Annotated in this window: 12 protein-coding genes; 8 read left to right on the forward strand and 4 right to left on the reverse strand. The window is 67.5% G+C overall.

Going from position 1 to position 13359, the window contains the following annotated elements; all coding sequences use genetic code 11:
* The coding region (locus G3O06_RS42275) for a DUF3348 family protein (RefSeq protein ID WP_205819615.1) at positions 1–213 on the reverse strand (213 nt) is incomplete at its 3' end.
* A 441-nt stretch (positions 214–654) separates the two neighbouring features.
* Here G3O06_RS42275 and G3O06_RS42280 point away from each other — a divergent pair.
* On the forward strand, positions 655–1866 hold the full coding sequence (locus tag G3O06_RS42280) for a hypothetical protein (RefSeq protein ID WP_205819616.1): 1212 nt from the start codon (positions 655–657) through the stop codon (positions 1864–1866).
* Positions 1867–1953: 87 nt separating this feature from the next.
* Here the strand turns inward: G3O06_RS42280 and G3O06_RS42285 are convergent, their stop codons facing one another.
* On the reverse strand, positions 1954–2592 hold the full coding sequence (locus tag G3O06_RS42285) for a LysE family translocator (protein ID WP_122949719.1): 639 nt from the start codon (positions 2590–2592) through the stop codon (positions 1954–1956).
* A gap of 151 nt (positions 2593–2743) precedes the next feature.
* Here G3O06_RS42285 and G3O06_RS42290 point away from each other — a divergent pair, with 151 nt between their 5' ends.
* The 4 genes from G3O06_RS42290 to G3O06_RS42305 all read left to right on the forward strand — a co-directional run bounded on the left by G3O06_RS42290 (position 2744) and on the right by G3O06_RS42305 (position 6421).
* Positions 2744–3208: a GNAT family N-acetyltransferase gene (locus G3O06_RS42290; RefSeq protein WP_205819617.1), complete on the forward strand. Its 465-nt coding sequence runs from the start codon at positions 2744–2746 to the stop codon at positions 3206–3208.
* Between the two features lie 48 nt (positions 3209–3256).
* Complete coding sequence (locus G3O06_RS42295) at positions 3257–3835, forward strand: hypothetical protein (RefSeq protein WP_205819618.1); 579 nt, start codon at positions 3257–3259, stop codon at positions 3833–3835.
* 217 nt (positions 3836–4052) lie between these two features.
* Positions 4053–5432, forward strand: a complete 1380-nt coding sequence (locus G3O06_RS42300) for an FAD-containing oxidoreductase (RefSeq protein WP_205819619.1) — start codon at positions 4053–4055, stop codon at positions 5430–5432.
* An 86-nt stretch (positions 5433–5518) separates the two neighbouring features.
* Complete coding sequence (locus tag G3O06_RS42305) at positions 5519–6421, forward strand: LysR family transcriptional regulator (protein ID WP_174979141.1); 903 nt, start codon at positions 5519–5521, stop codon at positions 6419–6421.
* Between the two features lie 99 nt (positions 6422–6520).
* Here the strand turns inward: G3O06_RS42305 and G3O06_RS42310 are convergent, their stop codons facing one another.
* A complete protein-coding gene (locus G3O06_RS42310) occupies positions 6521–9511 on the reverse strand; it encodes an amino acid adenylation domain-containing protein (RefSeq protein ID WP_241020519.1) in 2991 nt (996 codons plus the stop codon).
* A 282-nt stretch (positions 9512–9793) separates the two neighbouring features.
* On the opposite strand from G3O06_RS42310, the gene G3O06_RS42315 reads away from it, so the two are divergent.
* Positions 9794–10783: a zinc-dependent alcohol dehydrogenase family protein gene (locus G3O06_RS42315; RefSeq protein WP_205819620.1), complete on the forward strand. Its 990-nt coding sequence runs from the start codon at positions 9794–9796 to the stop codon at positions 10781–10783.
* Positions 10784–10836: 53 nt separating this feature from the next.
* Here the strand turns inward: G3O06_RS42315 and G3O06_RS42320 are convergent, their stop codons facing one another.
* A complete protein-coding gene (locus G3O06_RS42320; RefSeq protein ID WP_205819621.1) occupies positions 10837–11730 on the reverse strand; it encodes an SDR family oxidoreductase in 894 nt (297 codons plus the stop codon).
* Positions 11731–11825: 95 nt separating this feature from the next.
* Between G3O06_RS42320 and G3O06_RS42325 the strand changes: the two genes are divergently transcribed.
* Positions 11826–12683 (forward strand): helix-turn-helix transcriptional regulator, encoded by an 858-nt coding sequence (locus tag G3O06_RS42325; protein ID WP_205819622.1) that lies wholly within the window; start codon positions 11826–11828, stop codon positions 12681–12683.
* 206 nt (positions 12684–12889) lie between these two features.
* The coding region (locus G3O06_RS42330; protein WP_346779591.1) for an MFS transporter at positions 12890–13359 on the forward strand (470 nt) is incomplete at its 3' end.

Genomic DNA, 13359 nt, shown 5'->3' on the forward strand with positions numbered 1-13359 from the left:
TTCCGCGTCATAGCCGCGCACGCCGGCCGCGACGCCGGGCGGGCTCGCGTTCAGCGCGGACGACAGCGTGATCGCGTCGGTCCAGCCGAGCCACTGGCTCAGCCGGTCAGACAGCGTCTGCCGGGATTCCGCGACGTCGGCATCGGCCAGGCGCGCGAGCAACCGGACGAGCGCCGGGCCGCTCAGCGCCGGGCGCGGAGGTGCTTGCACCATGCTGCAAACCATCAAAAAAGGCAGCAGTTTACACGTCGCCGGGAGGTCGGCCGCCAGAATCGGGGAAGCGGTGCAGTCCGGAGCGGCGTGCGACACACGCGAACGCCCGCCGCGCAAGGCTTGGCGGGCGATCGGGGGCCGCCGCGGCGACGGTCCGGCCGCGCCGTTGCCGTTGCCGTTGCCGTTGCCGTTGCCGTTGCCGTTGCCCTTGCCCTTGCCCTTGCCCTTGCCCTTGCCCTTGCCCTTGCCCTTGCCCTTGCCCTTGCCCTTGCCCGCAGCCGTGTCGCCCGCCGGTTGCGAATACCGTCTGACGATACCTGCCGCGTTGCGCTACCATCGCAGCACCCGTCGAGCCACGCGTGCCGGCCGCGGGCTGCGCCGCCGAGACCGGGCGCCACCGACCCACAACGACAACAGACGGGCCCGGCCCGACCGCACACGATGCTTGCCAATCTCGTCACGCGCCTGCGCGACCGTTTCGGCAAACCGCCGACCCCGCAGGCCTTCGCCGAACGCCTGATCGCCACGCTGCGCGCATCGGGCGACACGCGCACCTGGCGCCACGAGGACGAGAAGGGCTGCCTCGTCCAGTCGGATGCCCCGTCGACCATCATCAACCTGAACAACCTGTTCCGCGACTACGCGGCCGCGAAGCCGTCCGAGCGGGACACCGTGCTGAAGCGGCAGGCGAGCGCGATGATGGAGCACGAGATCCCGACGGATTTCGCCGCCGCGCGCGCGAAGCTGCGCCCCGTGATCCGCAGCGCGACCGAGCGCTGCGTGGCGGCGCTGCAAACGACCGGGCAGATCGGCATCACGGTGCTGGCGTTCCGGCCGCTGTGCGAGAACATCGAGATCGGCATCGCGTATGACGGCGAGTTCAACATCGCGCGCCTGCCGACCTCGACGCTCGACCAATGGGGCGTCTCGTTCGACGAAGCATGCGACATCGCGATCGACAACCTGCGGGCCGAATCGTCGACGCCGTGGGCCGCGCTACCGAACGGGGTATTCCTGTCGCAATTCGACGACTCCTACGACGCGGCACGGCTGCTGCTGACCGACCTGCTCCACCGCCAGCCGATCGCCGGCGCGCCGGTCGTGATGGCACCGAACCGCGCAGTGCTGCTGCTCACCGGCGACCGCAATCCGGCCGGGCTGGCAGCGATGGTCGACCTTGCCGAACAGGCGCAGGCGCAGCCGCGCCCGCTGCCGCCGCTGATGCTGCGCTGGGATGGCACCGCCTGGCGGCGCTTCGTGCCGGAAGGGCTCGAATCGAAGCTGCACGCGCTGCGCATCGGCGAACTCGCGGGCGACTACCAGGATCAGCGGATGCTGCTCAACGACCTGCATGAGCAAGACGGCACCGACATCTTCGTGGCGACCTACTCGGTGTACAAGCGCCAGGACGGCAGCCTGTTCAGCGTCGGCGTGTGGAGCGACGGCGCGCCTTCCCTGCTGCCCGAGACGGATATCGTCGCGCTCCATCGCGCGTCGACGGGACAGTCCGCCTACGTGCCGATGGCCGAGCTGCTGCACACGTGCGGCGACCTGATGACGGCCACCGGGCATCGCCCGGTGCGGTATGAAGTGAAGGAATTTCCGGACGACACGCGGTTCGCGGCGCTGCTGGAGCGGTTCAGCGAAGCCTGATGCCGATGCGCGTTCGCGCGGTGCGCGCCGGCGGCCAGCCACGGAAATGGCCAGCCGCCGTGCGATGCAGATCGGGAATGGAAGCCGTCAGATGCCCGCTTTCGGTGCATTCAGGATCAGTCGCAGCCCGAGCAGCGTGATCGCGCCGGCCGCGACGCGGTCGACCCACTTCTTCGCGCGCAGGTAGAGCTCGCGCGGCCGGCGGGTGGAAAAGCACAGCGCGACGATCGTGTACCAGCCGAACTCGACGCCGAACACGAGCGGCGGCAGCGCCAGATAGCACCACACCGGCGGATGCTGCGGGAGCAGTGCCGCGAAGATGCTGCCGTACCAGATCGCCGTCTTCGGGTTGCTGAGCTGGGTCGTGAGGCCCGTCCAGAACGACTTGCGCGCGCTGCCGCCGGCCATCGCCTGCGGATCGTCCATCGCGATCGGCCGGTCGGCGCCGCGCCAGATCTTCGACGCCATGTAGATCAGGTACGCGCCGCCCGCCACCTTGAGGCCCACGTACAGCCATTCGACGGCCTGCAGCAGCGTATAGAGCCCGGCCAGCGCGACACCGCCGAACACGATGCCGCCGATGCCCATGCCGAGCGCGGTGGCGAGCCCGTCGCGGCGCGACAGCCCGATCGAATTGCGGGCAACCAGCACGAAGCTCGGGCCCGGAATCATCGCGCCGAGAAACAGCGCGGCCAGGATGGCGAGTACGGCAGCCGATGCAGTCATCGAAGTCTCCTTGGTGAGCGACGTCGAATCGCCGACGCCTGCGGGTCGTTTCCAACGGTCGAAGCGCCGATTCTGGCACGCTTCACGCATGGCCGAAAGCCGCCCTGCGCTGCTATGCTGGCCCTCTTTTCCGTCATTCGCGCCGCCACCCATGATCGAGATCCGCGCTGCCCGCTATCCCGACGACGCCCGCGTCGTCGAGGCGATCTTCCGCGAGTACATCGCGAGCCCCACCGTCAGCCTCGAATTCCAGGACTACGAGCCTGAGATTGCCGCGCTGCCCGGCAAATACGCGGCGCCGCGCGGGCTGCTGCTGCTCGCGTGGCAAGGCGAGTGCGCGGTGGGCTGCGCGGCGTTTCGCGAAATCGACGCGACGACGTGCGAGATGAAGCGCGTCTACGTGCGCCCCGAAGCACGCGGGCTGAACGTCGGCCGCCAGCTCGTCGAACGGCTGCTGCGCGACGCGAAGGCCGCCGGCTATGCGCGCATGTGCCTCGACGTGCTGCCCGAGTTCGTCGCCGCGCGGCAACTGTATGCGTCGCTCGGCTTCACGCCCGCGCCGCCCGTCGCATTCAATCCGGTGCCGGGCACCGAGTTTCTCGGGCGGGATTTGTAACATCTCGCCGTCGGCACCTCTTTCTCCCTTTCGACCGGACACCCTGTCATGCGCATGTCCCGCCTGCCCATCGTGCTCCTCCCGCTGCTCGCCGCGCTGTCGCTCGACGCCCGCGCCGGCGACCTGCCGAAATCGATCGCCGCGCAGTTGCCGGCCGGCTACCAGCCGCTGCTCGCGCATGCCGGGCCGGATCTCGACAACGGGCGGCACAGCTTTCTCGTCGTCGTGCATCGGGCGGTCGATACGCGCGAGCAGCCGTCGCCGCGTCCGCTGCTGATCTTCGAGGAACAGCCCGACCACGCATTCCGGCTCGCCGCCCGCAACGACCAGGTCGTGCTGCGCGCGAACGAAGGCGGCCAGTGCGACCCGTTCGATCCCGAAGATGCGGCCGACAACGGCTTCGCGATCAAAGGCCACTATTTCACCGTGCAGAACTTCGTCGCGTGCGGGCAGCACTGGAGCGACTACGTGACGTTCCGCTACGACCCGCGCACGCACGGGTGGCTGTTTTCGAACCGGATCGTCACCCAATCGTTTCCGCTCGACGACCAGCCCGACCACGTCACCGTCACGCGCGCCGACGCGCACCGGCCGGTGTCGTTCAGTCAGTGGCAACGCAAGGACTGAAGCGGCCGGGGCAACGCGCCGAGACCGGTTGCATCGTGCTCCGGCCGGTGCGGGCAGGGCCAGACGCCGTCATGCCCCGCTGCTCCCACCCTGCCCGCACTCGCGAGCGCACGCCAACAGGACTACCATAAGCGCTCGCCGTCGCGCGACCGCGCGCCGGCCTCGCACGCGGCTCGCCCGCACGCGTTCCCTCGCTGCACCTGCACAGGAGGACGTCATGACGCAACACTTCGACGCGATCGTCATCGGCACCGGGCAGGCCGGGCCGCCACTCGCCGCGCGGCTGTCCGGCTCGGGAATGAAAGTCGCGATCATCGAGCGCGGCCGCTTCGGCGGTACGTGCGTGAACACCGGCTGCATCCCCACCAAGACACTGATCGCGAGCGCGTACGCCGCCCACCTCGCGCGGCGGGGCGGCGAATACGGCGTGTCGGTCGGCGGCCCCGTCACCGTCGACATGAAAGCCGTGAAGGCGCGCAAGGACCAGATCTCCGGCCGCTCGAACCAGGGAGTCGAGCAATGGGTGCGCGGCCTCGCGAACACCACCGTGTTTCAGGGCCACGCCCGCTTCGAGCGCGCCAACACGGTGCGCGTGGGCGACGCACTGCTCGAAGCGGAACGCATCTTCATCAACGTCGGCGGGCGCGCGCAGGTGCCGGCCATGCCGGGCCTCGATACGGTGCCGTACCTGACCAACTCGACGATGATGGACGTCGACTTCCTGCCCGAGCATCTCGTGATCGTCGGCGGCAGCTACATCGGGCTCGAATTCGGCCAGATGTATCGCCGCTTCGGCTCGAAGGTCACGATCGTCGAGAAAGGTGATCGCCTGATCCGACGCGAGGACGAGGACGTGTCGCAGGCCGTGCGCGACATTCTCGAGAAGGACGGGATCGACGTGCAGCTCGATGCGACCTGCCTGAGCGCACGACGCGACGGCAGCGGCATCGCGGTCGGCCTCGACTGCGCGGGCGGCGGCCGCGAGGTCGCAGGCTCGCACCTGCTGCTCGCGGTCGGACGCGTGCCGAACACCAACGATCTCGGGCTCGACCGTGCGGGCGTCGCGACCGACGCGCGCGGCTATATCGAGGTGGACGAACAGTTGCGCACGAACGTGCCCGGCATCTGGGCGCTTGGCGACTGCAACGGGCGCGGCGCGTTCACGCACACCGCGTACAACGACTTCGAGATCGTCGCGGCCAACCTGCTCGACAACGATCCGCGCAAGGTGTCCAATCGCATCGCGGCGTACGCGTTGTACGTCGATCCGCCGCTCGGCCGTGTCGGCATGACGCTCGCGGAAGCGAAGCAGACCGGCCGCCGGCTGCTGGTCGGCACGCGCCCGATGACGCGGGTCGGCCGCGCGGTGGAAAAAGGCGAGAGCCTGGGCTTCATGAAGGTGATCGTCGACGCGGACAGCCACGCGATTCTCGGCGCGTCGATCCTCGGCGTGACCGGCGACGAAGTCGTGCACGGGATGCTCGACGTGATGGCCGCCGGCGCGCCGTACACGACGATCAGCCGCGCGATGCACATCCACCCGACCGTGTCGGAACTCGTGCCGACGCTGCTGCAGGATCTGCATCCGGTCGAATGACGCGCGGCGGGCGGCTGCGCATCGGTGTCGCACGGGTGTCGAACGGTATGCGAAGATGGCCGCTCGCCACGACACCCGGAAATGCCATGGACCGCCTGCAAGCGATGCAGATCTACGTACAGATCGTCGAACGCGGCAACTTCACGCAGGCCGCCGACGCGCTGCAACTGCATCGGCCGGCCGTGACGAAAGCCGTGCAGCAGCTCGAACAGGAACTCGGCGTCCGGCTGCTGAACCGCAGCACGCGCCGTGTCAGCGTGACCGCCGAAGGCGAGGCGTTCCATGCGCGCTGCGTGCAGTTGCTCGGCAGCATCGATGACGCGTTCGCGTCGTTCCCGAAGCAGCGCGCGATACCGAAAGGCCGGTTGCGCATCGACATCGCGCTCGCGCTGGCGAAGACGGTCGTGATTCCGGCGCTGCCCGATTTCCAGCAGCGCTATCCGCAGATCGAGCTCGTGCTCGGCGCGAGCGACCAGCCGGCCGACCTGATCGGCGAAGGCATCGACTGCGTCGTGCGGGTCGGCAAGCTGAAGGATTCGAGCATGATCGCGCGCACGGTCGGCACGGTGCCGATGGTCACGTGTGCGTCGCCCGCCTATGTTTCCCGCCACGGTTTGCCGCGTACGCTCGACGACCTTCGTGCGCATCGGGCGGTCAACTTCTTTACCGGCAGCAATCGCAAGGTGCTCGAATGGACGTTCCGCCCGCACGGCGAAACGGTCGCGGTGAAGCTCGCGAGCAGCCTGCTTACCGACAATTCGGAAGCGCTGCTGTCCTGCGGGCTGGCCGGCCTCGGCATCGTGCATGCGTTGCGGCCCGCGCTGCAGCCGAGCATCGACTCGGGCCAGTTGATCGAACTGCTGCCCGGCGTGCCGGCCGAGCCGAAGCCGGTGTCGGTGCTGTACCCGAACCGCGCGCATCTGTCCGACAAGGTGCGTGCGTTCATCGACTGGCTGACCGAGCTGTTTGCGCGGCGTTATCCGGCGTAGACCGGATCACGAACGCGCACGAATGCAGACGGATGAACCGACTTCACCGGCAGCCGCACAGCGCCGCGCAAAAAGCGCCACGCGGCTGCGTCGTCTTGCTCACCGCGCGACCCGATAGCCGATCGACCGCTCCATGTATCGCGCCAGTTGCTCGCGGGAAAATGCCGGCTGCTCGATTCCGCTGCCTTCGAGAAATTCGATCACGTTGCGGCAGTCCCACACGTAATTGTTCTGATACAGCTCGGCCGTGGACATCCCATCGCGAATGTTGTCGTCGAACAGGCTCAACAGCGGATAGAGCGGTGCGTCGATATCGGTCTTCCACGCATCGCGCCAGTCGCGGAACGGCACGATCCGGAATCGCAGGCCGAAGTAACGCTCCAGCTTCGAGAAAAATTCCCGAAGCGTCAGGTTGGCCTCGGGCGAATTGATCAGGTTGAATTTCCGCCCCAGCGCGGCCGGATTGCGCGAAATCCACGCAAGCGCTTTCGTCATGTAGTCCACGGTCGTCAACCCTTCGCGCAGGTCCTGCAGGTCGGGCACGGTGCCGAGCGCCATGCACGTCTTCACCAGCCGCCCCCACCATTGATAGTCTGCGCTGACGCCCGTCTCGCTGTGAAACGTCGCGTAGCCGAGCCGGAAGGTCATCAGAGGCAGGCCGCGCTGCTCCGCCAGGTCGGCCATTTTCTCCATCACCCATTTGCTGCGCGTGTAGCCGATATCCTCGAGCACCGCGGGCAGGTTCTGATCGATGTCGTCCGCTTCGGTCATCATCGCCTTGCCGGTAAAGCGATGCCCCCAGCTGTACACCGAGATCGTCGACAGCAGGATCAGCGCCTTGGTGCGCCGGCACCCGGCGAAAGCGAGGATCTGGAACAGACCGTCCACGTTGATCTTCTTCATGTACGAATACGGCTGGATGAAATTGACCGCGCCCGCGGAGTGGTAAACGATGTCGATTTCGTCGGCCAGCGCCGCGTAGTCGCGTTCGTTCAACCCGAAGCGCACCTGCGTGAGATCGCCCGCCCACACGCGGATGCGGGATCGCTCGTCCGCCCCGAGGTCCACGTCGTGGGCGCGCAGTTTTTCGTCGATCCGCGACCGCCCTGCGGCGACATCCTCCGCGCGCACCAGGCAATGCACGATCGCCGACGTCGTCGCGAGGAGTTCGGCCAGCAAATGAACGCCGACGAAGCCCGTGGCACCCGTCAACAGAATCGTGCGCGGGCGCGCCAGCAGCGCGTTGTCGAACGCGTCGCTGAAATCCGCCTGTTCCGGCACGCGGATATCATCCGCGAGCACATAAACGGGCTCGCGGTCGATCTCGAGCGCCGCCGCGACTCGCCGCCCGATTTCGCCTGCCAGCCCTTCCACCGATTGATGCTCGTAGACGTCCCGGATCAGCATCTTCGTCCCCGCGGCATCCGATAGCGCCCTCGCGAGCTTCGCCGTCAACAACGAATTACCGCCGATGTCGAAGAAACTGTCGGTCTTGAGAAACGACGCATGGCCGGTCAACGCGACGAATGCATCCGCCACGATCCGCTCGACGGCGGTGTACGGTTCCCGCTCCGTCCGGTTGCGCCGTTCGTCCTGGTAAAGATGCTGCAGAGCAGCCCGGTCGGTTTTGCCGTTCGCCGTCACCGGCATCTCGTCGAGCAGCACGTGACCAACGGGCCACATGTAATCGGGCAGGTATTGCCGCACGCTTGCCTTGAGCGCGTCGACGACACGGTCGGGCGGCGCAGCGGGATCGCCCGGCACGGCGAACGCGACCAGTTCCTTCCCGGTTCCGGCAGCGCGGGGCAGCGCAAGCACCAGCGCCTTGCGTACCACGCCGGACCTGACGAGCACCGATTGAATTTCGCTCAGTTCGACCAGATTGCCGCGAATCTTGACCTGATCGTCCAGGCGGCCGAGAAACTGGATCGAGCCATCGTTCAGCCAGCGCCCGAGATCTCCCGTGCGATAGATGATCCGGTCCAGAAGTTTGGGGTGCTGACGGAATTTCTCGCGAGTCAATGCAGGGTTGTTCAGATAACCGCGCGCCAGGCCCGGCCCGCCGATGCAGATCTCGCCGACGTCGCTCTCCCCTGCCACCTCCTGCGCATCGTTCAGGATCAGGATTTCGGTCCTGCCGACCGGGCGTCCGATCGATGCCGGACGGCCGAGCGTTGCACTCGGAACGACGTGACACGTCGCGAAGATCGTCGCTTCGGTCGGCCCGTAGTAATCGACCACCGTGTAACCGATTCGATCGGTATCGACCGGATCGAGCTTTTCGCCGGCCGTGAACAGATACTCGAGCTTCAGGTCCGCCGGCTGGCCGACACCCACCACGTCGGCCACCATCACGGTGGGCACGTACGCATGCGTAATCCGGTGACGGGTGAAGAAACCGACGAGCGCATCGGCATCGAAACGCGTATCGTCGTCCGGCAAGAACAGCGTCGCGCCCGCGCAGAGGGCCGACCAGATTTCCCACTGCGACACATCGAAACCGAGGCCGGCCATCAGCGTCGCTCGACTTTCTGCCTTCATCGAAAAGCGCGCGTTGTGCCAGTCGACGAGTGTGGCCACGGCGGCATGTTCGACGATGACGCCTTTCGGCGCACCGGTGGAGCCGGACGTGAAGATCACGTAGATCGCGCCATCGGGCGCATCGGCGCGTTGCGTCGCATGCGCGTCATCCCGATCCGGTCGCTGCGCGGACAGGTCGGCCACGCTGATGAACGGAACGGCCGTATCCCGGGGCGTCGCGCGAGCCGTCAACACCAGCGACGCATTGCATTGCCGCAGGATGATGTCCTTGCGGGCGTCGGGATAGCGTTCGTCGATCGGGACATAGGTCGCACCGGCCTTCAGGATGCCGAGGATCCCGACGATGAAGTCGGCGTTACGCGCCGCCTCGATCGGCACCAGGCTGCCGTGCCCGACGCCCCGGTCCTGCAATGCAGATGCAACCGCGTCGCTCCGACGGTCCAGCTCGCGGTAACTCAGGCATTCGTGCTCCGACACCACGGCCGACGTGTCTCCTCCGACGGCCGCACGCATCTGAAACGTCTCGAGCACGTTCGATTGAGTCGTCATCGTTTTTATTCCTCATATCGAAACGAACAAATCCCAATATAGGTTTCATTGAATAAAAAGCAATTTTGCGCACGAGATGCCAGGCATCCGCAACGCACGGCGAAACGATGAAGACGTTTGGTGCGATTGGCGAAGCACTCGACGATGCGCCGAATCCGGTAACCGATCTCGTCGATTGTTATTCGCCGAATAACAATCAATGATCCGTCGGCACGTTCCTCCGGCGCGGGTACGCGCCTACAGTGCTCCTTCATCGACACCCGTTCATTGAAGGAGCCCTCCATGTCCCGCATCGTTCGTTTCCACCGCGTCGGCGGCCCCGACGTCCTGCAGATCGACACCGTCGACGTGCCCGCGCCGGGCCCCGACGAAATCCAGTTGCGCGTGAAGGCGATCGGCCTCAATCGCGCGGAAGTCATGTACCGCAGCGGCGAATACACGTTCATGCCGCGCTTGCCCGCTGCGCTCGGCTACGAGGCATCGGGCATCGTCTCGGCGGTCGGCCGCAACGTGACGGCGTTCGCCGAGGGCGATGCGGTGAGCGTCGTGCCTGCGTTCTCGTTCGCCGACTACGGGATGTACGGCGAGGTCGTCAACGTGCCCGTATATGCGGCGGTCAGGCATCCGGCAAGCCTGTCGTTCGAGGAAGCGGCCGCGACGTGGATGATGTTCGTCACGGCCTGGGGCGCACTGATCGAACTCGGCGGGCTGCAGCGCGGCGACGCGGTGCTGATCGGCGCCGCGTCGAGCAGCGTCGGGCAAGCGGCAATCCAGATCGCGAACCACGTCGGCGCGGTGCCGATCGCGCTGACGCGCGGCGAATCGAAGCGCCAGGCGCTGCTCGACGCGGGTGCGAAGCACGTGATCGTCGGCAGCCCTGCGGACCTGCCGCAGCAGGTGGCGGACATCACCGGCGGCACCGGCGCGCGCCTCGTGTTCGATCCGGTCGGTGGCCCCGACGCGGCGAACCTGCTGCGCGCGCTGGCCACGAACGGCACGTTCTTCCAGTACGGCGCGCTCGACACGCGCGACATCCCCGTGCCGGTGATGGACCTGCTCGCGCGCCACCTGACGCTGCGCGGCTACGAGCTGTTCGAGATCACCGGCGACGCGCAGAAGCTCGAACGCGCGAAGCGCTTCATCGTCGACGGGCTCGCGGCCGGCGCGCTGAAGCCGCTGATCGATCGCACGTTCGCGTTCGACGACATCGTGGAAGCGCATCGATACATGGAAGCCGGCGCACAGGTCGGGAAGATCGTCGTCACGGTCTGAACGTTGTCATGCAGGCGTGCCGTTTGAAAAGACGGCACAACCGCCGCGCCCGCTCAGCTTTCGAAATACCGCGGCCGGTCGATATCGGCCAGCAGCCCGGGCTGCGTCGGCGCCCAGTCGAGCAATGTACGCGTGCGCTCGCTCGTGGCCGGTGCATCCATCCCCGCGAACATCGCGAACCAGCCGAAGTGTTCGCCGGCTTCAGCCGCCGTTTTCGCGACGACCGGCACGTTCAGCCGCCGGCCGATCACTTCCGCGATTTCCCGGAACCGCACGCCGGTATCGTCGACCGCGTGATAGCGCGCGCCGGCCGCACCGCGTTCGATCGCGAGCCGGTACACGCGCGCCGCATCGAGCCGGTGCACGCCCGGCCAGCGATTGGCGCCGTCGCCGAGATAGGCCGATACCCTCTTCTCCCTCGCGAACGCAATCAGGTGCGGCACGAAGCCGTGATCACCGTCGCCGTGCACGGACGGCGGCAAGCGCACGACCGACGCGTGCACGCCGCGCGCCTCCAGCGCGACCGCGGTCGCTTCGGACGCACGTGGATAGGTCGACGACACCGGCACGTGCGGATCATCCTCCGTCGCCGCGCGCCCGGGTGCGACGAGCGCGAGGCCCGACGTGACGACCAGCGGCCGCGCCGAGCCCGCGAGCACCGCGCCGATCGTCTCGATCGCATGACGGTCGAGCTCGCAGTTCTGCGCGAAACACGAGAAGTCGTGATTGAATCCCGTATGGATCACCGCATCGGCGGCTTCTGCGCCGCGCGTGAGGCTGTCGAGATCCTCCAGGGACCCGCGATGAACGTCGGCGCCAGCCGCGGCAACCGACGCAGCGGCCGCATCGGACCGCGCAAGGCCGAGCACCGAGTGCCCGGCGGCAACGAGTTCGGCCACGACGGCAGAGCCGACGAACCCCGACGCTCCAGTAACAAAGACACGCATGTTCAACACCTCCGGATGGCATGGAGGCTTACTATCTGTCGACGGCCGCTCGCGGTGAAGTCGTGACGGTTTACCGGTAAACGAACTAACAGGACATGGCTGACGCCCCCGACAACCTGCTCGGCGCGTACCTGCGGGACCGCCGCGAGAAACTCGACCCGGCCGCGCTCGGGCTGCCGGCCACGCGCCGCCGCACGCCGGGACTGCGGCGCGAAGAAGTCGCGCAGCGCGCACACGTGAGCACCGCGTGGTACACGTGGCTCGAACAGGGGCGCGGCGGTGCGCCGTCGGCCGACGTGCTCGACCGGCTCGCCCGTGCGCTGCTGCTGAACGATGCCGAGCGCGAGCACCTGTTCCTGATCGGTGTCGGCCATCTGCCGGAAGTGCGCTATCACGCGACCGACCATGTGTCGCCGCGGGTGCAGCACGTGCTCGATTCGCTCGACGCGAGCCCCGCGATCGTGCGCTCGGCGACGTGGGACGTCGTCGCGTGGAACGATGCGGCGGCCGCGACGCTGACCGACTACACGACGCTGTCGCCGGAACGACGCAACATCCTGCGGCTCATCTTCGTCGATCCGCACGTGCGCGGCGTACAGACGAACTGGGAGCGCGTCGCGCGGTTCGCGGTGGGCGCGTTTCGCGCCGACGTCGCGCGCGGTGGTGCGACGCAGGCCGTGCAGGCATTCGTCGACGAGATGCGCGCGACGAGCGCCGAGTTCGACGCGCTGTGGCGCGACCACGATATCCGCTCGCACGAAGAAGGGACCAAGGAGCTCCACCATCCTGCTGTCGGACGAATCGCGCTCGAATACTCGGCGTTCGCTGTGAGCGGCCGGCCCGACCAGACGCTCGTGATCTTTACGCCGGAAACGGCGGCCGATCGCGTGCTCGTCCGGACGCTGGTGGTCGCGCGCAAGCAAGCACTGGCCGAGCAGATGCCCGTCGCATGACGGTTCGCGTTTCATCTGATGAACGCGCCGTCGCCCGATATCACCGGCCGCCGCGAGCCGCGCCCATCCGGCCCCATCGCCCGGGGCGAACCCATCGCATTCCGCACTGATTCCCAGTCGAATATTTAATTTTCACCTCGCGTAGCGGGCGCTTACCCTTTCGGCATCGCATCACAGGGCCACCGGCCCCTCCCTGGAGCATCCCGATGTCCGACCCCGGCACCGCGCAAGCCGTCCACCGCCCGCAGGCGGCTTCCGTGTCCTATGGCGCGCTCGCGCTGCTGGTGCTCGCCGGCCTCAACCTGCGACCGTTCCTGACCGCGTTCGGCCCCGTGCTCGACGTCGTGCGCGCCGATACGGGCCTCGGCTTTCGTGCGGCCGCGCTGCTGACCACGCTGCCATTCGTGCTGATGGGGGTCGTCGCCGGGATCGGTGTCGGGCTCGCGCGGCGCGTCGGCGAGCACCGTGCGCTGACCGTCGCGCTGGCGCTGATCGCGGCCGGCTGCACGGCCCGCCTGTGGACCGGCGGCAGCGCCGGCCTGATCGCGACCGCGATCGTCGCGGGCGCCGGCGTCGCCGTGGTCCAGGCACTCGTGCCCGGCCTCGCGAAACGCTGGTTCGTCGACCGGCTGCCGCTCGCGATGGGCCTCTACTCGGCCGCGTTGGTCGGCGGTGG

The organism is Burkholderia sp. Ac-20345 (assembly GCF_017104825.1).
Lineage (GTDB): Bacteria > Pseudomonadota > Gammaproteobacteria > Burkholderiales > Burkholderiaceae > Burkholderia > Burkholderia lata_B.